This window comes from Maribacter taeanensis (assembly GCF_047345145.1).
In the GTDB taxonomy this organism is placed as follows: Bacteria; Bacteroidota; Bacteroidia; order Flavobacteriales; family Flavobacteriaceae; genus Maribacter_C.
Genome location: NZ_JBLFER010000002.1, coordinates 630,734 through 653,551, shown reverse-complemented (window position 1 = coordinate 653,551; position 22,818 = coordinate 630,734). Strand labels below are relative to the sequence as shown.

The following is a 22,818-nucleotide window of genomic DNA, read 5'->3' as shown; positions in this document are numbered from 1 at the left end:
ACGAACAATTAAATTACTATTCATGAAAACAAGCAAGTTTCTTTTAGGTTTTGCAATGGCAATCATTTTAGTAGGATGTGCTGCCGATGATACGGCAGATGTCATAATTAATCAAGAAGGTGGGAATCCTTCTAATCCAACTAATCCAGGTACTTCTGAAATCGGTGGAACACTTACTGAAGACCTTACCTTAACTACCGGAACGGAATATAAATTGACTACTGCCTTAATTGTTCCTGAAGGATTTACACTAAACATCGAGCCAGGTGCTGTAATCAGAGCTACTACTGGTGCTGATGTATATGTTGCCATTATGCAAGGTGGCCAAATCATGGCGGAAGGTACATCAACAAATCCGATTGTTTTTACCTCTGATTCTACTACTCCAAACGCTGGTGATTGGGGTGGTCTTATCATCTTAGGAAAAGCTCCGATTAATTCCGTTTCTGGTGGCGACGCAACCTCTACCTCTGAAATAGGGGGATTGCCTTATGGCGGAAGTGCAACAGACGATAACTCGGGAATCTTGAAATATCTTCGTATTGAGTATTCAGGCGGAGCGGCAGATGCCTCTTCCGAAAACAATGGATTTTCTTTCTATGGAGTTGGTAATGGAACAACTATCGAATACATACAAGCATTTGAGGGCAAAGATGATGGTGTTGAGTTTTTTGGAGGAACTGTAAATGCATCATTTGTATCTGTAATCGGAGCCCAAGATGATTCTATCGACTGGACAGAAGGTTTCACAGGAACCTTGACAAATGTATATATCGAGCACAGACAAGCACATGATAAAGGAATCGAAGGGGATGGTTTCAACACTGATATTGGAAACAATGCTGACCCATTGTTCTGGTCTGCTCCCACTATTAACAATATTACCATAAATGGAAATGGTTCTTCCAATGAGAACGAAGCGGTACGATTAAGAGCCGGAACCAGAGCACTTTTTAACAACGTGCTGATATCAGGTTTTGCCGAAGGTTTTGATTTAGACAGTGATGGTGCCGATAGTCCAACAGGCCAAGGGGTTATTGATGGCGACACTGGTGTTACTGACATTAGCTTTGATGATGTAACGGTAAATCTTAAAAATGATACTGGCGATACGTTTGGAGAAGCTGAATTCTTTACCGGAATCGGAAACGGAACAGGAGCCGATTACACTTCTTGGAATGGTGGTTGGACGCGTAACTAAGCCTATGAATTATGTTTGATTGGGCTATAGCTTAGCTAAAGCTAAATTAAATACCACTGAAAGCCCTGCAGAAATGCGGGGTTTTCTTTTGGTATTTTTCAATACAGTTATCCGTTATTTAACATTTTTGAAACGAACAATTAATTTCAACTTAACCCTAATTTTACATTACCGACTTTTCTTTGTGTCAAATTAAAGTCTTTTGATGAAAAATATAATTTTTGCTAGTGCACTTCTTTTTACAAGCCTATTATTTTCGCAGAGTCAATGTGTCATAAAAGGTTCCGTTACCGATGCAGCAATGAATAATGAACCTATGCTGTTTGCAAATATTGAGGTGAAGGGTTCTGAGACAAGTTACCAGACCAATTTTCATGGGAATTTTGAAATTGATGACCTTGCCCCTGGTTCCCATACTTTAACAATTAGCTATGCAGGTTATCAAACCGAAGAGGTAACTATAGTCGTTTCAGAAAACTCAGTTTCGCAAATAGAAACCGTTCTAGCTCCAATGCAAATTAACTTTGATAATGTTTCTGGACTGGATACTGCCTCAAAACAAGAAACAGCATTCCCTTCTGGTGCAGAAAAGACTCCAAGAGAATAATTCTTAAACCTATTATATTAAAAAAGCGACCTATTTGAATAGGTCGCTTTTTTACATATCGGGGGTCAAGTTTAATTTCTACTTACAATACCTTCGGTATTTTTGGTTTCGGTTACCGCTGCAATGGCATTTTCATTGTACTCCACTTCTTTCAAAATATCATTTGCCCAGAATAACCACTTTCCAGTTTTTACTCCATTGGCATATGAACCTACAGAAATAGTCTCTCCTTTTTTATTAAAACTTAACCATTCACCATGTAACTTTTTCTCAAGATTGAAAGTTCCTTTTTGACTTATTTCACCATTTGCGTGAAAATAAGTCGCCTCGATTAAATTGGTTTCTTTATTCAGTTTCATTTCTGGTTCTACCTGTGCAAATGAAGCAGCAGAAATAAAAAGGAGGGCTATAACTAAAATTGTCTTTTTCATAACTAGAGTTTTGGGATTCTTATTGATGCCATAAAAATATAATATAATTCACATTAAAGCAACATTTACATAACATTAACTTTACATTGAAAACGATACATACTGATTGTTAGTATCTTACCCTAAGGCTTTTTTAACAAAATTAAAGATTACTTAATATAAGGATTACCTTAAGGTGACATCCAACAACGATCTTCGTGTTTGTCTTAAGACAACATCGATTTCATTACACGTATTAGTTTTTGTCGACTAGTTTTTTGAAATCTACAGCTACCTTTGGCCAAGGTAGCTTTTTTTATGTTTTGTTTTTAGTATTTTCTTCGGACAGGAGCTTTTCTAAATCATCTTATCCACATCCGCTTTGGTCCAAAAGCGCCCATAACAAACCCAACTTTATCACTTGTTAATATCCTATAAATTATTCTTCTAGAAATAACATTCGCACAACATTAATTTAACATTGATACAGTTCTTTTGCACTCGACAAAAATTAATACTTTGATGAGAACAAAACTTCTGGCCCTTGGCCTTTTTTTAAGTGTTTCTTGTATGACATTTGCTCAAGAAACCAACGCCCCCGCATTTGGAAAGGGACTCTTTAATTTAGTTGGAAAAGATAGTACATGGACCATGAAAATTGGTACACGTATGCAATTCTTAGGTATTTCTACTTGGGATGAAACTGCGGATGGGAATCTAGTCAATCCTGAACAAAACTTTTTGGTTCGACGGGCTCGATTGAAATTCGATGGTTTTGCTTTTTCTCCAAAATTGAAATATAAAATGGAGTTGGGTCTTTCAAATAGAGATATCTCTGGAGGGTCTGAATTTACCAGAAACACGCCACGCTACATTCTAGATGCGGTTGTCATGTGGAATTTCTATGAAAACTTCGAACTATGGGTAGGTCAGACGAAATTACCTGGTAACATCGAACGTGTTATATCCTCAGGAAACTTACAACAAGTAGACCGTTCTTTGGTAAACAGTCGATTTAATATCGACCGTGATATGGGCGTGCAATTAAGACACCACTTTACACTTGGCGAGAAATTTTTAATCCGTGAGAAACTTGCCCTATCTCAGGGTGAAGGAAGAAATATTACCCAAGGTAATTTAGGTGGTCACCAATATACGGCGCGACTTGAATTCCTTCCTTTCGGTAAGTTCAAAAGTAAAGGTGATTATAGCGGAAGTGATCTAAAAAGAGAGGAAACACCAAAACTAATGTTCGCAGTAAACTATGACACTAATAAAAATGCTGTAAAAACGAGAAGCAATCAAGGCTCTTACATGCGAAACGATTTAGGTTTTTATGAAACCGATGTGAATACTTTCTTCTTCGATGGAATGTTCAAGTACAGTGGCTTCTCTTTTATGTGGGAATATGCAAATAGAGATGCTGATGACCCAATAGCAAAAAACTCTGACGGTACAGAAACTGGAGATACTGTTTGGGTCGGTAACGGACTAAACTTACAAACCGGATATTTATTCAAAAGCAATTGGGAAGTATCAGGTCGATATACCGATATCAATTTAGATGATCTTACTGGAAGAAACCCAGAAACGCAATATACCTTAGGCCTCTCAAAATATCTTGCTGGGCATAAACTAAAGGTACAAACCGATTTAAGCTATCTTACTGTAGACGGAGGTTCAAATGAATTGATGTATCGATTGCAATTCGACATACACTTCTAGTAAATAACCTCGGGGCAAGCCCACAAGACATTGGAAGGAAAATTAACATTGAGGTAACATTGTACACCTCTAGACTATAGATATTTGCAAAATTATAACTACCAGAAATTATGGATAATATTTACTTATTAATCGTTATTGCACTGGCCGTTTTGGCGGTTGCCGATTTAGTAGTTGGTGTCAGTAATGATGCGGTCAACTTTCTAAATTCAGCTATTGGCTCAAAAGCCATATCGTTTAGAACTATCATGATTGTAGCCAGTTTGGGTATGATATGTGGTACTGTATTTTCAAGTGGATTGATGGAGGTTGCACGTAAGGGAATCTTTAATCCCGGGGAATTCTTTTTTGACGAAATCATGTTCATTTTTATGGCTGTTATGATAACAGATATCCTCCTACTTGATTTCTTCAACACCTTGGGAATGCCAACATCTACTACGGTTTCCATCGTTTTTAACTTGTTGGGAGCTGCAGTTGCCATGTCACTTATCAAAATTGTAGCTGACAATGGTAGTTTTACTGAAGTAGTAAACTATATCAATACTGAAAAAGCAATTCAAATTATTTCCGGTATACTCTTGTCGGTCGTCGTCGCCTTTACCATAGGGGCGCTGGTGCAATGGATTTCGAGGCTGCTATTATCCTATCATTTTGAGAAAAAAGCAACTTGGGTTGCTGCCTTATTTGGTGGTGCCGCGCTTTCAGCCATCACCTATTTCATCTTTATGAAAGGTATCAAAGGAACGCCATATGCTGGTGAAACTTTTGACCTTATTGGTGGTGTTAAAATAAAAGATTTTCTAGAGGACCAATGGATAGCAATCGCTAGTGTTAACTTCGTGGTTTGGTCTTTTCTCTCTTATGTTCTTATGAGTTTTGCAAAAGTCAATATCTATAAATTAATTATCGGAGTTGGAACTTTTGCCCTTGCCCTGGCATTTGCAGGAAACGATTTGGTCAACTTTATTGGTGTTCCAATCGCGGCATGGCAATCGTACGAAGCATGGGAAGCTGCTGGAATACCCGCAACGGAATTCAGCATGGAAGTACTATCGAAAAAAGTACCTACTCCTACACTACTTCTGTTTTTATCAGGAGTTATAATGGTGGTAACCTTATGGCTTTCTAAAAAAGCACGATATGTTGCTGATACAGAAATCAACCTTTCTCGTGAAGGAGAGGCAAAAGAACGTTTTCAACCCAATTTCCTTTCAAGAGGATTGGTTCGAGGTTCTATTTTAGTTTCAAAGTATTTCAATTCGATTTTACCGAGTTCAATGAAGTCGACAATTGACAAGCAATTTGAAAAACCGGTAATCTCTCTTTCTAGAGATAAGGTACATCAGCTTCCTGCTTTTGATATGGTGCGAGCGGCAGTAAACCTAATGGTAGCTGGTATACTTATTTCCATTGCAACATCCTATAAATTACCATTATCCACAACCTATGTAACCTTTATGGTGGCAATGGGTACTTCTTTGGCAGATAGGGCTTGGGGAGCAGAAAGTGCTGTATACCGTGTAGCCGGAGTACTAAACGTAATCGGCGGGTGGTTTGGAACCGCAATTATTGCTTTCATCGCAGCGGGTACCGTATTGACGATTATCAATTTCGGAAAAGGTGCAGCCATTGCTATACTCTTGTTTACGGCCGTATTGTTATTGGCCAGAAACTATATTGCTTACAACAAAAAAGCCAAAGAGCAGAAAGCAGAAGATACACTTGACAGGGCCGAAAGCAGTTCTATTCAAGGTGTAATTGAAGAAAGTGCTGGTAACATTGCTAGAGTAGTTAAAAGAACAAACAAGCTCTATACAAATAGTATTAACGGTTTGGCGGTTCAAGATTTATCACTACTGAAGAAGAACAAAAAAGGGGTGATAAAGCTTTCTAGCGAAATTGATGATTTACGGGATAATATATTCTACTTCATTAAGAATCTAGATGAAGCGAGCATTGGAGCCAGTAACTTCTACATCAATATTCTAGGGTATTTGCAAGATATGGCGCAGTCGCTTGAGTATATCACCAAGATTAGCCACAAGCACATCAACAACAATCACAAGAAGCTGAAATACAATCAGATTAAAGAGCTTAAAGAGATAGATGCGGAATTAGAAGCCATCTTAGGAGAAACTAAAGAAGCCTTTGACAATAGGTCATTTGAAGAAATCGGAGCCGTTTTACAAAGCAAACAAAAATTGTTTGACATGGTTTCTGATAAAATACAAACACAAGTTTCTAGAACGCGAACTGAAGAGTCTAGTCCGAAAAACACGACACTTTACTTCTCTCTGTTATTAGAGACAAAAGACCTAATGACAGCGACGATGAATCTATTGGAGCAATATCACACAGCGCATGATAGCTCTGTTGCTCCTGCAACGATTGATACGCCCACTGAAGAATAGTTTCTGTCAGAATCAAGAATTATAAGTACCTTACCATAGTAAATAACTACTATGATGAGGTACTTTTTTTTATGTTTAACAGCGCTAGTTTCTTTAGTTTCTTCTGCACAAGAACTTACGGGTTCACAACTGCTACAAAAAGCCATCGAATACCACGACCCAAATGATTCTTGGTCTTCTTTTAAAGGGAATTTAGGTGTTACCATGAGCACTCCCGATGGAAAAGAGCGTGTTAGCGACATCATAATAAATCTTCCTAAGGAATACTTTCAAGTAACCTCAATGAAGGATACACTCACCTTGAAACAATCCGTAAGTAAAGAGGGATGCGAACTCATGCTAAACGGAAGCACTAAAATATCCGAAGAAGACAAAAAAACACATCGTTTAACCTGCGAGCGGGCGAATATGTATAAAAACTACTATACCTATCTCTACGGATTACCCATGAAATTAAAAGACCCAGGAACGATCATAGACTCCAAAACCCAAAAGAAAACCTTCAAGGGCAAGGAATACCTGGTTTTAAAAACAACTTACGAAAAGGAAGTAGGCGGCGATATTTGGTATTTTTATTTTGACCCAAACACATATGCCATGGAAGTATATCAATTCTTTCGTGACGAATCTAAACCAGACGGAGAGTATATTCTACTGACAGGAGAAGAAGAAATCTCAGGAATCAAAATGCCAAAAACCCGAGCATGGTATTACAACAAAGATGATAAATACTTAGGGACAGATGTTTTGACCAAAGCGTCATCGCTCTAAAAATTTAAAAAATACTGCTGTTTTCTCCCCCTTGAGGGTGAGATGCCGCTGGCAGAGGGGGTCCGTTCATCGAAAAGTTTATACCTATTTTGCAATTAACACGTTAAGAAAGCATAGTCTAACATTTTGCCTATGCGTTCCGCTAAAAATCTAATCCTATTAACCTGCACAATCTTAGTATTTCAATCTTGTAGTAAAGAGGAAACGAATCCGCTATCCAAAGAGGAACAACAGGAGCTAGAGGCGGTCAACCTTTCTGCCCGCGCATCTGCAAAAAAACTATATGATGACTACTACTTAGCTTCAAAAAGCACTTCAGCTGACGTAGCCTGGTCGGGTAATGTAGTTTCCTGTGAAGCAGGTGATGTACCACAAGCAACAATGGATAAAATATTTATGCGCATTGCTTATTTCAGAAAAGCGGTTGGATTGAACAATAGCATTTCAGAAAATGAAACCAAAAGTGATAAGGCACAAGATGCTGCCTTATTGATGAAATCGAATGGAGCTTTAGACCATTTTCCACCAGACACCTGGTCTTGCTACTCAGAATCTGGTAAAGAAGGTGCAGGTAACTCTTTACTTACCCAAGTAAAGAATGCAGAAGCTATTGATTCATACATCCGTGACCAAGGCAGTAAAAATGGTCCTGTAGGACATCGCAGATGGCTTCTCTGGCCTAAACTTCAGGAAATTGGAATTGGAAATACCGACGCTACCAATGCCATTTGGGTACTGGGTAATGCGGGGACACCTCCGGCCGACGCGCCTGAATTTATATCATGGCCGCCCGAAGGATATGCCCCAAAACAACTAGCCTATCAAAGATGGTCGTTTTCGATAGCTGGCGCAGATTTCAATAGTACTACAATTGTTATGAAAGATGGGAACAACCAAGCAATCGCATTAGAGATTGAAGAATTAAATAACCAATTTGGAGATCGAACAATCGTTTGGATACCCTCAATCAATACAAGCGCACTACTAGAAGATACTTCATACACCATAACTATAAATGATGTTGATATTAATAATCAAATGGAGACATTTGAATATGAGGTAATACTATTTGACGCGACAGAATAGTTACGGTTTTTCTTACGAGAAAAAATTCGCTTACCGAACATTTCATAACATTCAACGAAAATTCAGTTTTTCAACTTTTTCCGAGCCCAATACTGGACTTATAAGGTTATATTGTTTAACTTTTAAGACTGATATGGGCGAAATACGTACAAAACCAACTCCTCTAGTTGAACATAATCTCGATGTGGGCAGATTTGTGTTTTACCCCAATTTTATTGTGGGTGAATTTAACGAAGGTGAATACGTAACCTTTGAAAGTGCTATTGTACCCATTCAACTGGCCATCGAGATCTATGGGAATGACAAACCAATCGTATATATTTCTCATCGATTACATTCCTATGCAATTGACCCTGTTGGCTATAAAGAGGTGTATGACCTTTTTCCAAATTTCGAAGGCTTCGCCATTGTTGCGACCAACAAAAGAAGAAGAATGCTAGCACACCTCGAACGCTTGTTTATTAAAAAGCCTATTAAAGTTTTTAGTGAATTAGATAACGCTATGTTCTGGGCTGAAGAAATTATTGAAAAATCGCGTTAAGTACTTTTTTGACCAACTAATTCTAAAGTAACCTCATACAGATCTGCTTCTTCCATTTTAGACTTCAACCAAGCGTAAAAGCTCATTACAAAAATGTCTTCCTGTTCTTTTCCTATCCATTCAAATGAATTCTCAACCTCATCTTTGAATTTTTCTGTTGTCACCTGCTTCGGATTTTCATAATACCTGCTAATCAACTTTACAAAGGTCAAAACACGTTTTTCTCCTTTATTTTGAAGCAACCTTGAAAACCTACGTTTGAACTGCTGCAGACGCACAAGAACAAGGTCGAGCTTATCTAATTCGGTTAATAACAGAATCTCAATAAGATTCTTTTTTACCACCCAGACCCATCCCATTTTTTTCTCGTACCATGTATCTGTATGCCTCAAGTTCTTTATGATTTGATAAGACTCTGAAAAATTTCCTTGCTGGAATAAGCACATGGCAATCAGGAGTTTTAAGTCCAGAGAATCACTTTTAAAATCTTCTAAAATTGTAAGTGCTTTTGCATGTTCTCCAGTATAGTTATAGTTCAAGGCTTTAAGAGTAGCTAACTTCTCCGCAAAACGTTTATAGAACAAGTTGTTTTCTTTTTGCATTTCTTGCTCCATTTCTTTGGTAAATTGCATTGATACAGCGAATTTCTTATTCCTAAATTGGGTTATCGCGAGTAAATTCAGAATACTTAAGTGATAAAAGCGATGCTTGCTTTTAAGACTGCTTTTCTTATCCACAATATCATATAGCTCTAACATAAAGGGAGAAATCGCATAAAAATCAATTTGAGCTTTTGCTGCGGTGGCCGTCAGCTCCATTAACTGGAAAAGTGATTTGTAGGTAAGTGTATCGGATATTTCTATATGGAATTCAGAAAAGGTAGTTTGTATTATGTTTGACACAGAACTATGCTCCGTGTTCTTCAATCTTGATTTTATAACCGCATAAGCTCTATTCAAATGGAAATCCTGTTGAAACAATTTCATATTCTTTTTAGAAGTTTCAATGATTTCCTCAAGAATCCAATTGGTATTTAAATGGGCATATTGAATTTTGGTATGATAAATTTCATTTAAGATGGAATATAAGTCCAAGGGAATTGCCATCCGCTCTGCATTCTCCAAAGTTTTAAATGCGAGCTTATTCAGCTTCTTTTCAAAAAAGATACGACTTGCCAAAAGCAGTTTGAGGATTTCAAGTTCTTCGGATGTTTCACCGGCAAAACTCTTACTAGCAACAAAATCAATCAAACTATCTTGTAACCGTTTGCATAGGGCATGAAAGGAATTTCGAGCTGGTTTTCCATACAATTGTATATCCAAGTCCTCAGTCTTTCCAACATCAATGAGTTTGAAAAGCTTTTCATTTTTGGTATCCGTCCGGCGGTTCTTTCTTCGTAGTTGAAGAACGAATTCTTGCTTCTCATCGGAAGTCAGTGTGCTTACAATAGCAACTATTCCCTGCATTAAAACATAAGTTAATTCATTCCATATAATATTAAATATAGCCATTATGGTATTTAAATACATTATTTAATCATAAGTTTTTTAAAAAAGATGTATTTCATTCATGAGCATTCTCTCGCATCTTTGCCTCATAATAATCGAAATTTCTAAATCAAATTAAAATGGAAAATTCAGTATTTAATGAAAAAAAGGAAGTCAAGAAAATTGAAGAGTTTACAGGAAGACCAACTTCCGCATTCGTATCTGCCTCTTGGATGGCAGTTTTAATCGGAATGGTCTCCTATTGTATTGGCCTTTGGAACGCACATATGCAACTGAATGAAAAAGGCTATTACTTTACCATTCTACTCTTCGGGCTATTCTCGGTAGTATCGGTTCAAAAAAGTGTTCGTGACCGTCAAGAGGGAATAAAAGTTTCCGATATGTATTACGGTATTAGCTGGTTCACTACCCTCACCTCTGTTACGCTTCTCATAATTGGATTATGGAATGCCGACTTAGACCTGAGTGAAAAAGGATTCTACGGCATGTCATTTACCTTGAGCCTTTTTGCGGCGGTTGCTGTGCAGAAAAACACACGTGATATTCAATATTTGGATAGCGTTGAAGAGAAATAACTTATCTAAAACCAGGCTGTTTAATTCATTAGACAGCCTGGTTTTTAATCCTATGGAACTGTTCATCATACAATTCCAAAATTCTTAATACGTTATTCTATAAATACCATCAAATGAATTCAAAACTTGAAAGGCAGCTTGCCGAGCTTTTGGAAGCAGATATCATCAATTCTGAAACCGCCCAAAAGATTACGGCTTTCTATCATACAAAAGATGAGAGCAAACCGAATCGCCTCTTTACCATTTTTGGTGTATTAGGAGCATTATTGAGCGGTTTGGGCATCATTCTTATCATCGCCCACAATTGGGATGATATGCCGCGAAACATAAAAACCATTTTCGCTTTTATACCGCTTCTGATTGGTCAAATTGCATGTGGATATAGTTTAATCAAGAAGAAAAGTGCAACCTGGATTGAATCTTCGGCTACCTTCTTAATTCTCGCTGTTGGTGCGACCATATCCTTGGTCAGTCAGATATATAATATTCCGGGCGATTTGAGTAATTTCCTATTAGTCTGGACGATAATCACAGCGCCGTTGATATATTTATTGCGTTCAAACCTGGCTGTAATTATCCATCTGGTGCTCGCTACTTGGTATGCTTGTTATTCCGGATATTCTTTTAGTGGTAATCATGAGCCTTGGTTGTACTTAGTATTATTTGCATGGGTAATTCCGTACTATATATTACTGCAAAAACAAAAGCCTGAAACCAATATTACAGGAGTACTAAACTGGCTTCTACCATTGAGCCTTGTGATTGTACTTGGTACTTTCACAAATGGTGACACCCTGCTATTTTTAATGTATATAGGGCTCTTCGGATTATTCTATAACCTAGGCCAACTATCAATCTTCAAAAATCAAAAGCTTAGAAGAAATGGTTTTACCATCATCGGTTCATTAGGTACAATTTTTCTTTTAATGACCCTCACCTTTGAATGGTTCTGGAAAGATGCACTCAAAGAAACCTATGACGAAATCGATGTGTTGATTACCATTGTCCTATTTATTGCAGGTATTGCCACTTTGGCCTATTTACATCTGAAAAAACAGGTGCAAGGTTTCAATTTATTTCAATATGCCTTTTTGATTATAGGCTTGCTATACCTGACCAGGGGAATAGGTCCCGTTTACGGAATTGTCGCCACGAATCTTTTGGTTGCAGCCCTAGGCCTTTTTGCTGTTGGCATTGGTATTCAAAAGAACAGCTATGGTATTTTGAACTATGGCTTACTGATTATTACAGCACTGATTATTTGTCGATTCTTCGACACAAATCTGGATTTTATTTTTAGGGGAATCCTATTTATTGGAGTCGGCGCCGGTTTCTTTTTTGCCAATTACCTCCTAATAAAGAAACAACGCAAAACTGCTATTACTTCAAATACACAAAGTCATGAATAAATCAATCTATATAGGCCTATTATTTCTTCTGTTTGCGGTACAACTGTTCATTCCTGGGCAAATGATATATCAGCAAGAAGATACACTTGATACCGGCACAGCTTACAAGTTCAAAACGGCGCCAATAGACCCCAGCGACCCATTTAGAGGTAAGTACATTGTTTTAAATTACGAGATGAATTCTTTTGAAACAAACGAAGAAGGCTGGAGTAATTACAGTGGAAAAGTTTTTGTATACCTCAAAACCGATGCTGAGGGTTTTGCTGCTGTAGAAGACGTAAGCAAAACTTTGATAAATACTACAAATGAGTATGTAATAGCGGAGAGCAGGTACAATTATAGTGACACTAGGGTTTATTTCGACCTGCCATTTGACCGTTTTTATATGAATGAAAACAAAGCCTATGATGCTGAGATTTCAGTTCGGAAAGCACAAGTCGATACAACAAAAATCTGTTATGGTTTAGTATTTGTAAAAGATGGCACTGCCGTTTTGGACAATGTTTTTATCGACGACACTCCAATTCAAGAATTTGTTGAAGAGTTTCAGGAAGGTATTCAATAGACAATTGACATTGTCGGTCAAATGAAGTACTTTAAAACGAGTTATTTGACCACCATGAAAAAATCATTCTTGTTAATTGTTTGCTGTTTGGTATTCAGCGCGCTGAGTTCGCAAACTGCAGAGAATATCACCTTCAAAGACATTTCACAAGACTCGACGAATACTTCGATTCCATATTATTCTGGTCTGGAGGGCTATTTTTCTTTTCGTATTCCATCACTTATCAAATCGAATACTGCTTTGATTGCATTTGCTGAGGGGCGAAAGAATTCTACTAGTGATTTCGGCGATATCGATTTGGTATATCGCCGCTCTTTCAATAATGGAGAGAGTTGGGAGCCTTTAAAATTATTATACGACCAAGATACATTGGCGGTACAGAATCCTGTGCCGATTTTTGTTTCTGAGGAGAATAAAATCGTCCTGCTGTTCAACACAACTTCTTTAAGCGAACATGATGTATTGAATAAAGATTACGGACTTGAAGAAGAACGAAAAGCTTACGTAACATCTTCCACAGATGACGGTGAAACTTGGGAAACTCCCAAAGAAATAACAAGGCAAGTAAAGCTGAAACAATGGCGTTGGCATGCTTTAGGCCCTGTACACGGTATTGAATTAAGATACGGCACCCATAAGGGTCGATTGATTGCCCCAGTGGCGATAAGCATTGGAAAAGGAAATAAGGTATATACGATGGCACTTGTGTATTCAGATGATAAGGGTGAATCTTGGAATATAGGCGCAGTCGATGATAATCTTGAAGATGAAGTATTGGCCAATGAAACCACTATTGTGGAATTAACGGATGGTCGAATCTATGTAAATACACGAGACCAAAATGGAGGTTCCTTAGAAAAGAATCGCGGTGAAACTTATAGTTCAGATAGCGGACTCGGCTTTTCAGATGTTGTAGAATCCGATAAATTTCCAGGTCCTGTTGTACAATCGGCCTTGCTTCGATGGAGTTCTGAAAAAGAAGCTAGTAAAAACGTGCTACTCTTTTCAACACCCTCACATGTAGACAAAAGACTAGATTTAATTGTAATGGCAAGTTATGATGAATCGGAAACTTGGCAATCGCTCTTCAAAATCCATGATGGCTCATCTGCCTATTCCGATATGGTAAAACTTAATAAAAATACTTTGGGAGTTATCTATGAAACCGATGATTATAAGAAGATTCGATTTCGATGGGTAACGATGAATGAGTAATCCTATCTATAAAAATTCATTTCATCCATATATTTCCAAACAGCATCCGGAAGCATGGTTCGTACATTTTTACCCAAAGCGTGATTTTTGCGAATAAAGGTGGATGAAATCTCCATAACTGGCGCATTTACCCGATGTATCTTTGGATGGTCTTTGAATTGATGTTCGACTATTCCATCAGAAATTCTTGGATAAACATAAAGGTCATAATTCTCTAAAATAGCCTCATAATTTTTCCATTTATGGAAACCTTTTAAATTGTCCTCACCCATGATAAGGCAAAAATGATACTCCTTGCCATACTCCTCATCCAAATGCACAAGCGTGTTTATGGTATAGTTTGGTTGAGGCAAATCAAATTCTATTTTGCTGGGTTTTAACTTTGGGAAGTCTTTGGTTGCTTCAAAAACCATTTGATAGCGGTGATGATTATCCAGCAAGGTTTTCTTCGTCTTAAACGGACTCTGAGGCGTCACGACAAACCAAACCTCATCTAAATCAGAAAACTCCACCATATAATTGGCAATAACCATATGCCCAATATGAATAGGATTGAATGTTCCGAAATATAAACCTATTTTTTTCATAGTAGGAAATTTATCTTCATTCTGGCGCAGGCCAGAATCTATTCCTTTGGGTCAGAATTTACAAACTCAGCGACAAGCTGGTGCGCTTCGTTCAGAGCGGTATCTAAATCATAATTCTTTATGATTTTATCGAATTGAGGTGCAGTAGCCAATTCAACAGAAGCTTTGGCAATTCGCATGTTTATCTTGTCATCACTTTCAGTGCTGCGCTTTTTCAATCGAATCTTCAATTCATCAACGCTTGGTGGCTTGACAAAAACCGCTAATGTCTCTTTGGGGAATTTCTTCTTAATTCGAAGTCCGCCAGCAACATCAATATCAAAAATCACATTCTTGCCTTCAGCCCAAAGTCGTTCTACTTCGCTTTTAAGTGTTCCGTAAAAATTATCACGGTATACTTCCTCCCACTCCAAAAAGTCATCTCCTTTAATGTGTTGCTTAAATTCTGAAACGGTTATAAAGTAATAATGCTCTCCATTCTTTTCTTTCCCTCTACGCGGTCTCGACGTAGCCGAAACCGAAAATGCCAAATTCAATTCAGGTTGTTTTAATAGATGCCGAACAATCGTTGTTTTCCCACTGCCAGAAGGGGCAGAAAATATAATTAGCTTTCCTCCTTTCATTAGAGTACGTTCAACATTTGTTCTTTAATCTTCTCCAACTCATCTTTCATCTGTACTACCAACTGTTGCATGGGAGCATAGTTCGCCTTTGAGCCAATGGTGTTTATTTCGCGTCCGATTTCCTGAGAAATAAATCCTAGCTTTTTTCCATTGGAATCATCAGATTTTAAAGTTTTAGCAAAGTAATCCAAGTGATTTGCTAGCCTCACTTTCTCTTCTGTGATATCGTATTTTTCTAAATAATAAATCAATTCTTGTTCAAAACGATTGGCGTCAACATCAGCTTTGATATCTGCAACAGCTTTATCTAGACGCTCACGAACATCTTTTTGTCTATCTGGGTCCATATCAATTACTTTGGCAAGCAATTCTTTTAGAGTTTTGATACGCTCTTCAAAATCTTTTTCAAGTACACTTCCTTCCTCTGAACGAAATATATTGATTTCTGAAAGCGCTTCTTTTAAGGCTTTTTGAATTTCTGCATACTCCTCTTCATCAATATCTTCACGTTCTGTCTTCATGGCATCAGGCATACGGAGTGCCATTTCGAGCAAACGTAAATCATCTCCTTCGGCAATTGCACTCAATTGTTTCATGTAGGCTTTTACCACCTCCTCGTTAATTTGAGCAGAAGTTTCAGCCCCCGTCATTTCCACATATAATCCGAAGTCAACCTTTCCTCTTACTAAAGAGCTTGCGATTGTTTTTCTCAATTCAAGCTCTTTTGCCCTATATGCTGAAGGCATACGCGCATTTAAGTCTAAGCTCTTACTATTAAGTGATTTTAACTCTACAGTTATTTTTTTAGAAGGAAGTTGAATTACATGCTTCCCGAAACCGGTCATGGATTGAATCATACAATCGTTTTAAATTTTGGCAAAGGTAACCAAATTCAATGTTTAGTTCTTCGATTTCCGTTTTTGTCGAAGTACTTGTTTAGTTGGGTTTCACACCAAAACATACCTACACCGATACCAATTAACATAGCAAATATGACAATTAAAATAACTTTTTGCGAAAATATCAGGTAACCTAGAACTGTAATTATCAAAAGGACTAGACCTAAAGTTAGAAACATTTTAGGGCCTATTTGGTTAGCATAATCCCAAATATCTTGATTTGACATTGTCCTTCTGGTCCGATAACCATAGAAATGACTAATGGTTTTAGGCGGGAATTTTTTCCATAGAAACGCAGCGATTAAAAAAATAGCAGGTATCGAAAAAGCAGCAAAAAGGGCTTCCATAATATCTTTGGCTGGTATTTACTTTAACTCCCTTACCCAAATATTGCGATAACTAACACGACTATTATCACCATGGTCTTGAAGCAATAAAGCCCCTTTACCATGAGCAGGGTTTTTAGGCCACCCAATGTAAGGTGTTGTTCCTTTCAACTCTATATGGTCTTGAACCAATACTCCATTATGAAGTACAGTCATGGTACCTGACTTTATCTTATTGCCATCAGCATTAAACTCTGGTGCATGGTAAATGATATCATAGGCATTCCATTCTCCTGAAGGAACCGAAGCCATCGCTAAGGGCCGGTGTTGCTTATAAATAGAAGCTACTTGTCCGTTTACATAGGTATCATTGTTGTTGTTATCTAGAACCTGAACTTCATATAATTCATCTAGGAAGACGCCACTATTGGCACGATTCTGACCTTCTCTTTGCACCTCTGCTGGAGAACTCCATTCGATATGCAGCTGTACATCACCGAAGACTTGTTTGGTCTTGATATTCCCCGTTTTATCGGCTACGGTCATGCTTCCATCTTTGTTCAAGTGCCATTTTGCGGCGGTACTGTCTTGAACGTGAATCCATCCATCCAGAGAACTTCCATCGAAAAGAACTATAGCATCAGCAGGAATATTACCATTCATAGCGGAGCCTACAACAGGCACCTTTGGCTCGTAAAATTCTGTTTCTTCAGGTTTTGTTGGTTCTGTTCCCGAATATTCTTCGTAAACAATAACACCATCTTTAACTTCTGTATCGGTTTCGCTGATCTCTTCTTTTACCTTATGTTGACACGAAACAATTCCTAAAGAAAATAGTATTCCTAAAATATATAATCTTTCCATCTATACTCCCCTTTGTTACTTGTTTTAAAGTTCTTTGATTTTAATGTTGCGATAAGAAACAATATCATTATGATCTTGGAGCGCAATTTTTCCCTTTTTGAATGCACCGAAGCCATCCCATGTTTCAAATTTAGAACCCTTTAGCAATGCTGTAAGTTCATCTCCTCCCACAGGAAAAGTTGCAACCTCAATTCCATTCAAAACCGAACTTCCTTTGTTAGTATTGTGATTAATGGTAATTACGGCAACATTCCATTCGCCAACAGGTTTAGTGGCATCTTTTGCTGGCGAAACCAAATCATATAAAGCCCCTGCTTGATGGCTAGTTCCATTTTTACCATCAGGGTGTTTATCATTGTCCAACACCTGTATCTCTAGTCCTGTTTGATAAGGTTCAACATATTTGTCATCTTCGCTTACGCCCCACATTATACCGCTATTTCCCGCCTCCGAAATTTTCCACTCGAGAGAAAGGACAAAACTTCCAAAACTTTCTTTAGTTACAATATTGAACGATTGTCTATTTCCATTTTCATCTTTGCGCTCCTCAGCTGTTGGGGGGTGAAACACAATTACCCCATCATCTTCAGTCCAAAATTTTGGAACGGCACCACCTTTAAAGGCTTGCCAATCATCAAATGATAATTCCGCCCAATTGTCCTGAGTATTTATCTCATCTGATACCTCTATAGCAACATCATTTTCATTTACAGTATCTTTTGGTTTTTCTTTACAGGATATAATCATACAGACCAACAATGTGAGATATATTCGATTTTTCATAATGCTATAATTTTGGTTGACTAAAAATAGATTTTCAAATCTTGAAATCGAACTTTTTTCTGCGAATAACGTGTCAGGGGTTACCGGCGTTTACAATCCAAGTATTTTTTTTAGCATTTCTTTATCTACATCGGCACCAGCAAAATCATCAAACGTCTTCTCTGTCGCTTCAATAATATGATCTTGGATGAAAATTGCGCCTTCTCGTGCACCTTGCTCCGGACTCTTAATACAACACTCCCACTCCATTACCGCCCATACATCACAACCGTATTGGGTCAACTTAGAAAATATTGTTTTGAAATCGATTTGTCCGTCACCAAGCGATCGATATCGGCCTGCGCGATTACCCCAATCGTTATACCCACCGAAAGCACCCTTTTTACCAGTTGGGTTGAATTCAGAATCCTTTACATGAAAAGATTTGATGAACTCATGATAGTGGTCTATGTATTCAATATAGTCTAGTTGTTGTAACACAAAATGACTTGGGTCATACAAGATATTTACTCGTTTGTGATTTCCAGTAGCTGTTAAAAAACGTTCAAAAGTATCACCATCATGCAAGTCTTCCCCAGGATGAATCTCGTAACAAACGTCAACTCCCTCTTCATCGAAATGATTTAAAATAGGCATCCAACGTTTGGCTAATTCCTCAAAACCCATTTCTACTAATCCAGCAGGGCGTTGTGGCCATGGGTGCCAAGTATGCCAAAGTAAAGCACCAGAAAAAGTTGCATGTGCTGTAATTCCTAATCTGCGGCTTGCGGTTGCCGCTTTTTTTACCACATCTACGGCCCATTCTGTTCTTGCCTTCGGATTGTTCTTTACACTATCTGGAGCAAAATTGTCGAACATTAAATCGTATGCCGGGTGCACAGCAACCAACTGACCTTGAAGGTGCGTAGAAAGTTCGGTGATTTCTAATCCGTACGAATTGACTTTACCCTTTAATTCGTCGCAATACGTTTGGCTCTCTGCAGCCTTATCCAAATCTATTAAAAAGCTTTCCCAAGTGGGAATTTGAATTCCTTTATAACCCAAATCAGAAGCCCATTTACACATACCGTCTAAAGAATTGAACGGAGCTTTACTATCTACAAATTGCGCTAAAAATACCGCCGGTCCTTTTATTGTTTTCATTTTGTTATTTTACTATCGAGTTCTAGAACTATTGATTTTAAAATTTGTGGGAATTTAACCTTATATTTAATGAGTAATTGTTCCCTTAATTTTCTTTCCGAGTTAAGTTATAAATATAGGGAATACCATCAGAAAACCATAAGAAATCTGAAATGAATCAAGAAGTACAATACGATGCCATTGTTGTAGGAACAGGTATCAGTGGTGGCTGGGCAGCTAAAGAATTATGCGAGCAAGGTTTAAAAACTTTAGTGCTTGAAAGAGGGCGAATGGTTACCCATCGCGATGATTATCCAACCATGAATGATGACCCATGGGATTATCCCTTAAAAGGAGAATTATCAGCTGAGGACAAAAAAAAGTACCATGTACAATCTCGTGTGAATTGGGCTCCTAAAGAAGATGTGAAACACTTTTTCGTAAACGATTTAGAACACCCCTATGTAGAGACCAAACGTTTCGATTGGATTCGAGGTTATCAGGTTGGAGGGCGCTCGCTTACGTGGGGTCGCCAAAGTTACAGATGGAGTGACCTTGATTTTTCTGCAAATAAAAAAGAAGGTATAAGTATAGATTGGCCCGTGCGCTACAAAGACATTGCGCCTTGGTATGATAAAGTAGAAGAATATATAGGCGTAAGTGGAGAAAAACTGGGCCTTGATGTTTTGCCTGACGGAATTTTTCAACCTGCGATGGAGTTGAATTGTGTTGAAGAAGATTTTAAAAAATCGACTGCGGAAAAATTTGAAGATGGGCGATTAGTAACTATAGGAAGAGCAGCTCATATCACTGATCCAGATGCTACTTTTGAAGGGCGCGGCACTTGTCAAAACAGAAATAGATGTTGGAGAGGTTGCCCTTTCGGAGGATATTTTAGCAGTAATTCTTCTACACTTCCTGCTGCAGAACGTACAGGAAATATGACGCTTCGACCAAATTCTATAGTTCATGAGGTGATTTACGATGATACTACCAAGAAGGCGACCGGGGTTCGTGTTATTGATACAGAAACTCACGAAAAACTAGAATTCAAAGCAAAGGTCATTTTTTTATGTGCTTCTGCTATGGCTTCAGTGGGCATATTGATGCAATCGAAATCGAAACGCTTTCCAAATGGAATGGGCAACGATTCGGATGCTTTAGGCCGCGGAATTATGGACCACCATTACAAGCTAGGAGCAACAGCAAAAGTCGATGGTTTTTTAGATAAATATTACAAAGGAAGACGTGCTAACGGATTCTACATTCCGCGCTTTGTAAATATTGATGCAAAAACCAAACGTGAAGGATATCTGCGTGGTTTTGGTTATCAGGGTACAGCTAGTCGACAAGATTGGTCAGCATCTGTTGCTGAAATGGGATTTGGAAAAGACTTAAAAGAGGCTATTTTAAAACCAGGTACATGGCAGATTGGTGTTACTGGTTTTGGTGAATTCTTACCTTATGATGACAACCGTGTAACTTTGAGTCCAACAGAAAAAGACAAATGGGGCTTGCCACAATTGGCCTTTGATGTTGAGTTCAAAGAGAATGAATTAAATATGAGGAAAGATATTAAGAAAGAAATCGTAGCCATGTTCAAAGCTGCGGGCTTTAAAGATGTCAATTCTTATGAAGAATCTTCAGGACCAGGATTGGGCATTCATGAAATGGGAGGAGCTCGTATGGGCCACAATCCCAAAACTTCCGTTCTCAATAAACATAATCAGGTGCATACCGTACCAAATGTTTATGTAACTGATGGCGCATTCATGACCTCTTCAAGTTGCGTCAATCCTTCTTTGACCTATATGGCATTTACGGCCCGAGCTGCAAGTCATGCAGTAGAACAATTCAAAAAAGGTAATTTTTCTTAAATACCAAACTAACAATATTAACTAACCAGCATACGTTAACATTTCATGGACAACGCTTCAGCCAATAATATGTGGGGAGATTATTTAAAGAACCACTTAGAGGATGTCTTTCACGAGGCACCAAAAGCAATGTATTTTTGTGATAATGAAAAAGATGCAAATACCTGTGCTAAACTGGTTAAAAAGGGTATTAAAAAAGCAACTTCAGACTCTTTATTAGGACTTCAATATCGTAATGAAAGACTACCAAAGATTGGTGACTTTATTGTTGTTACCGACTGGGACGGTGAAGCACAATGCATCGTCGAAACCACCAAAGTGACGCTTAAACCTTTCTTTAGTATTGAAGAAGAATATGCGCGCTTAGAAGGTGAAGGCGATAAATCTTTAGCCCATTGGAAAAAAGTACATTGGGATTATTATACAAGAGAATTGGAAGAATTTGAACGTGTACCACGTGAGAGCATGATCATCGTTTGTCAAGAATTTGAAAAGGTTTTTGAACGAAAGAAATAACACTAGAAAAGGCCGCTAAAAGCGGCCTTTTTATTTATTCTAATACTATTTTTACTTCATCATCTTCACCCAAATGTTCTTCTTCTTGTTTGATTCAACCGTAGCTTCAATAAAATTCATGCCACGAACACCATCTTCCATAGTTGGGAACTCTCCATCATTATAACGCTTTCCGCGGATAGCTTTGGCAGCCCCTAAGTAAATATTGGCCATAGAATCAAAAATACCTTCAGGATGACCCGCCGGAAGTTTTGTCCCATCTAAAGAAAGTTTAGAATTATAAGCATGACCGGGTTTATAGATTTGTGTTGGTTCTGTGTCACTCATTTTATATAGAAAATTTGGGTTTTCCTGCTCCCAACGAAAAGCTCCTTTTGAGCCGTAAATAGCTATAGCTAATCCGTTTTCTTCGCCTGTGGCCACCTGACTACTTCGAATAACGCCTTTTACATGATCATCCATTCGAATGAGAACCGTTCCGTCAACATCCATCTTATTATCCTTGTAGAGGTAATTGAAATCGCATAATAAAGACTTCACTTTTAATCCGGTAGTATACTCAACCATATTGAAGGCATGAACTCCAATATCTCCCATACAAGAACTTATTCCTGCTTTTTTAGGGTCTAAGCGCCAAACCGTAGAACGCTTTTTCTTATCATGAATAATCTCGTTAATCCATCCTTGATAGTAACGGGCGTCTACTTTATGTATTTTTCCTATAGCGCCTTTTTTAATCATTTCACGCATCTGACGTACCATAGGATAGCCCGTGTAGGTATGCGTTAAGGCAAAAACAGTACCTGCTTTCTTATGTGCTTTTTGCAAAATTTTCGCTTCTGCCAAGGTCGTGGTCATCGGTTTTTCACAAATCACATGAAAACCATTATCCAATAATTTTTTTGCCATTGGGAAGTGCAAAAAATTTGGTGTTAAAACAGAACAAACCTGAATGCGCTCATTTTCTGGAAGCTTCAACTCCTCTTCAATCAAAGTATCAAAATCTGAATAAATTCGATTTAATGGGACATCAATTTCTCGAGCAAAAGCTTTGTTAGCTTTAAAATCTGGATTAAAACATCCCCCAACAATTTGATAATTGTCATTGATATGAGATGCTACTCTGTGTAGCACTCCAATAAGGGAATCTCCGCCCCCTCCTAAAACTCCTAATCTTATTTTCTTTGGCATGAA

23 protein-coding genes are annotated in these 22,818 nt (G+C 38.0%); 13 read left to right on the top strand and 10 right to left on the bottom strand.

The genetic code is table 11. The features are described from left to right. The first annotated feature begins 22 nt into the window (after positions 1-22). On the top strand, positions 23-1,201 hold the full coding sequence (locus tag ACKWCD_RS08750) for a multidrug transporter (RefSeq protein WP_413983560.1): 1,179 nt from the start codon (positions 23-25) through the stop codon (positions 1,199-1,201). Between the two features lie 205 nt (positions 1,202-1,406). Then, complete coding sequence (locus ACKWCD_RS08745) at positions 1,407-1,808, top strand: carboxypeptidase-like regulatory domain-containing protein (RefSeq protein WP_413983559.1); 402 nt, start codon at positions 1,407-1,409, stop codon at positions 1,806-1,808. Between the two features lie 71 nt (positions 1,809-1,879). Here ACKWCD_RS08745 and ACKWCD_RS08740 read toward each other — a convergent pair whose 3' ends face one another. Beyond that, entirely contained in the window at positions 1,880-2,239 is a 360-nt protein-coding gene (locus ACKWCD_RS08740; RefSeq protein WP_413983558.1) for a toxin-antitoxin system YwqK family antitoxin, read from the bottom strand. Between the two features lie 501 nt (positions 2,240-2,740). Between ACKWCD_RS08740 and ACKWCD_RS08735 the strand changes: the two genes are divergently transcribed. From ACKWCD_RS08735 to ACKWCD_RS08715, 5 genes are all read left to right on the top strand, one after another. Continuing rightward, positions 2,741-3,943: a porin gene (locus ACKWCD_RS08735; RefSeq protein WP_413983557.1), complete on the top strand. Its 1,203-nt coding sequence runs from the start codon at positions 2,741-2,743 to the stop codon at positions 3,941-3,943. A 110-nt stretch (positions 3,944-4,053) separates the two neighbouring features. Continuing rightward, entirely contained in the window at positions 4,054-6,357 is a 2,304-nt protein-coding gene (locus ACKWCD_RS08730; RefSeq protein ID WP_413983556.1) for an inorganic phosphate transporter, read from the top strand. Positions 6,358-6,411: 54 nt separating this feature from the next. After that, on the top strand, positions 6,412-7,128 hold the full coding sequence (locus ACKWCD_RS08725) for a DUF6503 family protein (RefSeq protein ID WP_413984127.1): 717 nt from the start codon (positions 6,412-6,414) through the stop codon (positions 7,126-7,128). A 132-nt stretch (positions 7,129-7,260) separates the two neighbouring features. Then, positions 7,261-8,214, top strand: a complete 954-nt coding sequence (locus ACKWCD_RS08720) for a CAP domain-containing protein (protein WP_413983555.1) — start codon at positions 7,261-7,263, stop codon at positions 8,212-8,214. A gap of 133 nt (positions 8,215-8,347) precedes the next feature. Continuing rightward, positions 8,348-8,755, top strand: coding sequence for an STAS/SEC14 domain-containing protein (locus ACKWCD_RS08715; protein WP_413983554.1), 408 nt, complete (start codon positions 8,348-8,350; stop codon positions 8,753-8,755). Here the strand turns inward: ACKWCD_RS08715 and ACKWCD_RS08710 are convergent. After that, on the bottom strand, positions 8,752-10,221 hold the full coding sequence (locus tag ACKWCD_RS08710; protein ID WP_413983553.1) for a hypothetical protein: 1,470 nt from the start codon (positions 10,219-10,221) through the stop codon (positions 8,752-8,754). The genes ACKWCD_RS08715 and ACKWCD_RS08710 overlap by 4 nt on opposite strands. 161 nt (positions 10,222-10,382) lie before the next feature. Here ACKWCD_RS08710 and yiaA point away from each other — a divergent pair, with 161 nt between their 5' ends. The 4 genes from yiaA (at position 10,383) to ACKWCD_RS08690 (ending at position 14,027) form a co-directional block, all read left to right on the top strand. After that, positions 10,383-10,838, top strand: a complete 456-nt coding sequence (gene yiaA, locus ACKWCD_RS08705) for an inner membrane protein YiaA (protein ID WP_413983552.1) — start codon at positions 10,383-10,385, stop codon at positions 10,836-10,838. 113 nt (positions 10,839-10,951) lie between these two features. Then, positions 10,952-12,247 (top strand): DUF2157 domain-containing protein, encoded by a 1,296-nt coding sequence (locus ACKWCD_RS08700; RefSeq protein ID WP_413983551.1) that lies wholly within the window; start codon positions 10,952-10,954, stop codon positions 12,245-12,247. Further along, complete coding sequence (locus ACKWCD_RS08695; RefSeq protein WP_413983550.1) at positions 12,240-12,812, top strand: GDYXXLXY domain-containing protein; 573 nt, start codon at positions 12,240-12,242, stop codon at positions 12,810-12,812. Before ACKWCD_RS08700 ends, ACKWCD_RS08695 begins: the two co-directional genes overlap by 8 nt. Before the next feature lie 54 nt (positions 12,813-12,866). Then, on the top strand, positions 12,867-14,027 hold the full coding sequence (locus tag ACKWCD_RS08690; RefSeq protein WP_413983549.1) for a sialidase family protein: 1,161 nt from the start codon (positions 12,867-12,869) through the stop codon (positions 14,025-14,027). A gap of 2 nt (positions 14,028-14,029) precedes the next feature. Here the strand turns inward: ACKWCD_RS08690 and nadD are convergent, their stop codons facing one another. From nadD to ACKWCD_RS08655, 7 genes are all read right to left on the bottom strand, one after another. Beyond that, complete coding sequence (nadD, locus tag ACKWCD_RS08685) at positions 14,030-14,614, bottom strand: nicotinate (nicotinamide) nucleotide adenylyltransferase (protein WP_413983548.1); 585 nt, start codon at positions 14,612-14,614, stop codon at positions 14,030-14,032. 38 nt (positions 14,615-14,652) lie between these two features. Further along, positions 14,653-15,237: a guanylate kinase gene (gmk, locus tag ACKWCD_RS08680; RefSeq protein WP_413983547.1), complete on the bottom strand. Its 585-nt coding sequence runs from the start codon at positions 15,235-15,237 to the stop codon at positions 14,653-14,655. Then, positions 15,237-16,094 carry a YicC/YloC family endoribonuclease gene (locus tag ACKWCD_RS08675; protein ID WP_413983546.1) on the bottom strand — a complete coding sequence of 286 codons (858 nt, stop codon included), beginning with the start codon at positions 16,092-16,094 and terminating at the stop codon, positions 15,237-15,239. The genes gmk and ACKWCD_RS08675 overlap by 1 nt, the downstream gene beginning before the upstream one ends. A gap of 35 nt (positions 16,095-16,129) precedes the next feature. Further along, complete coding sequence (locus ACKWCD_RS08670) at positions 16,130-16,483, bottom strand: SdpI family protein (RefSeq protein WP_413983545.1); 354 nt, start codon at positions 16,481-16,483, stop codon at positions 16,130-16,132. 18 nt (positions 16,484-16,501) lie between these two features. After that, a complete protein-coding gene (locus ACKWCD_RS08665; RefSeq protein WP_413983544.1) occupies positions 16,502-17,326 on the bottom strand; it encodes a 3-keto-disaccharide hydrolase in 825 nt (274 codons plus the stop codon). Between the two features lie 24 nt (positions 17,327-17,350). Next, positions 17,351-18,109: a 3-keto-disaccharide hydrolase gene (locus tag ACKWCD_RS08660; RefSeq protein ID WP_413983543.1), complete on the bottom strand. Its 759-nt coding sequence runs from the start codon at positions 18,107-18,109 to the stop codon at positions 17,351-17,353. 90 nt (positions 18,110-18,199) lie between these two features. Beyond that, a complete protein-coding gene (locus tag ACKWCD_RS08655; protein WP_413983542.1) occupies positions 18,200-19,252 on the bottom strand; it encodes a sugar phosphate isomerase/epimerase family protein in 1,053 nt (350 codons plus the stop codon). A gap of 152 nt (positions 19,253-19,404) precedes the next feature. Between ACKWCD_RS08655 and ACKWCD_RS08650 the strand changes: the two genes are divergently transcribed. Together ACKWCD_RS08650 and ACKWCD_RS08645 are read left to right on the top strand one after the other, a co-directional pair. Beyond that, positions 19,405-21,108, top strand: coding sequence for a GMC oxidoreductase (locus tag ACKWCD_RS08650; RefSeq protein ID WP_413983541.1), 1,704 nt, complete (start codon positions 19,405-19,407; stop codon positions 21,106-21,108). A 45-nt stretch (positions 21,109-21,153) separates the two neighbouring features. Next, on the top strand, positions 21,154-21,624 hold the full coding sequence (locus ACKWCD_RS08645; RefSeq protein ID WP_413983540.1) for an ASCH domain-containing protein: 471 nt from the start codon (positions 21,154-21,156) through the stop codon (positions 21,622-21,624). A gap of 51 nt (positions 21,625-21,675) precedes the next feature. Here the strand turns inward: ACKWCD_RS08645 and ACKWCD_RS08640 are convergent, their stop codons facing one another. After that, positions 21,676-22,815 carry a Gfo/Idh/MocA family protein gene (locus ACKWCD_RS08640; RefSeq protein ID WP_413983539.1) on the bottom strand — a complete coding sequence of 380 codons (1,140 nt, stop codon included), beginning with the start codon at positions 22,813-22,815 and terminating at the stop codon, positions 21,676-21,678. Positions 22,816-22,818 lie beyond the last annotated feature (3 nt).

What these genes read in the sequence shown, in the direction of transcription:
- ACKWCD_RS08640 (WP_413983539.1), bottom strand. Translation starts at nt 22,815, where the DNA reads ATGCCAAAGAAAATAAGATTAGGAGTTTTAGGAGGGGGCGGAGATTCC.
- ACKWCD_RS08690 (WP_413983549.1), top strand. Translation starts at nt 12,867, where the DNA reads ATGAAAAAATCATTCTTGTTAATTGTTTGCTGTTTGGTATTCAGCGCG.
- ACKWCD_RS08715 (WP_413983554.1), top strand. Translation starts at nt 8,348, where the DNA reads ATGGGCGAAATACGTACAAAACCAACTCCTCTAGTTGAACATAATCTC.
- yiaA (WP_413983552.1), top strand. Translation starts at nt 10,383, where the DNA reads ATGGAAAATTCAGTATTTAATGAAAAAAAGGAAGTCAAGAAAATTGAA.
- ACKWCD_RS08650 (WP_413983541.1), top strand. Translation starts at nt 19,405, where the DNA reads ATGAATCAAGAAGTACAATACGATGCCATTGTTGTAGGAACAGGTATC.
- ACKWCD_RS08745 (WP_413983559.1), top strand. Translation starts at nt 1,407, where the DNA reads ATGAAAAATATAATTTTTGCTAGTGCACTTCTTTTTACAAGCCTATTA.
- ACKWCD_RS08740 (WP_413983558.1), bottom strand. Translation starts at nt 2,239, where the DNA reads ATGAAAAAGACAATTTTAGTTATAGCCCTCCTTTTTATTTCTGCTGCT.
- ACKWCD_RS08695 (WP_413983550.1), top strand. Translation starts at nt 12,240, where the DNA reads ATGAATAAATCAATCTATATAGGCCTATTATTTCTTCTGTTTGCGGTA.
- ACKWCD_RS08725 (WP_413984127.1), top strand. Translation starts at nt 6,412, where the DNA reads ATGAGGTACTTTTTTTTATGTTTAACAGCGCTAGTTTCTTTAGTTTCT.
- ACKWCD_RS08645 (WP_413983540.1), top strand. Translation starts at nt 21,154, where the DNA reads ATGGACAACGCTTCAGCCAATAATATGTGGGGAGATTATTTAAAGAAC.
- ACKWCD_RS08700 (WP_413983551.1), top strand. Translation starts at nt 10,952, where the DNA reads ATGAATTCAAAACTTGAAAGGCAGCTTGCCGAGCTTTTGGAAGCAGAT.
- ACKWCD_RS08665 (WP_413983544.1), bottom strand. Translation starts at nt 17,326, where the DNA reads ATGGAAAGATTATATATTTTAGGAATACTATTTTCTTTAGGAATTGTT.
- ACKWCD_RS08735 (WP_413983557.1), top strand. Translation starts at nt 2,741, where the DNA reads ATGAGAACAAAACTTCTGGCCCTTGGCCTTTTTTTAAGTGTTTCTTGT.
- ACKWCD_RS08730 (WP_413983556.1), top strand. Translation starts at nt 4,054, where the DNA reads ATGGATAATATTTACTTATTAATCGTTATTGCACTGGCCGTTTTGGCG.
- ACKWCD_RS08710 (WP_413983553.1), bottom strand. Translation starts at nt 10,221, where the DNA reads ATGCAGGGAATAGTTGCTATTGTAAGCACACTGACTTCCGATGAGAAG.
- ACKWCD_RS08720 (WP_413983555.1), top strand. Translation starts at nt 7,261, where the DNA reads ATGCGTTCCGCTAAAAATCTAATCCTATTAACCTGCACAATCTTAGTA.
- ACKWCD_RS08670 (WP_413983545.1), bottom strand. Translation starts at nt 16,483, where the DNA reads ATGGAAGCCCTTTTTGCTGCTTTTTCGATACCTGCTATTTTTTTAATC.
- ACKWCD_RS08750 (WP_413983560.1), top strand. Translation starts at nt 23, where the DNA reads ATGAAAACAAGCAAGTTTCTTTTAGGTTTTGCAATGGCAATCATTTTA.
- ACKWCD_RS08655 (WP_413983542.1), bottom strand. Translation starts at nt 19,252, where the DNA reads ATGAAAACAATAAAAGGACCGGCGGTATTTTTAGCGCAATTTGTAGAT.
- ACKWCD_RS08675 (WP_413983546.1), bottom strand. Translation starts at nt 16,094, where the DNA reads ATGATTCAATCCATGACCGGTTTCGGGAAGCATGTAATTCAACTTCCT.
- gmk (WP_413983547.1), bottom strand. Translation starts at nt 15,237, where the DNA reads ATGAAAGGAGGAAAGCTAATTATATTTTCTGCCCCTTCTGGCAGTGGG.
- nadD (WP_413983548.1), bottom strand. Translation starts at nt 14,614, where the DNA reads ATGAAAAAAATAGGTTTATATTTCGGAACATTCAATCCTATTCATATT.
- ACKWCD_RS08660 (WP_413983543.1), bottom strand. Translation starts at nt 18,109, where the DNA reads ATGAAAAATCGAATATATCTCACATTGTTGGTCTGTATGATTATATCC.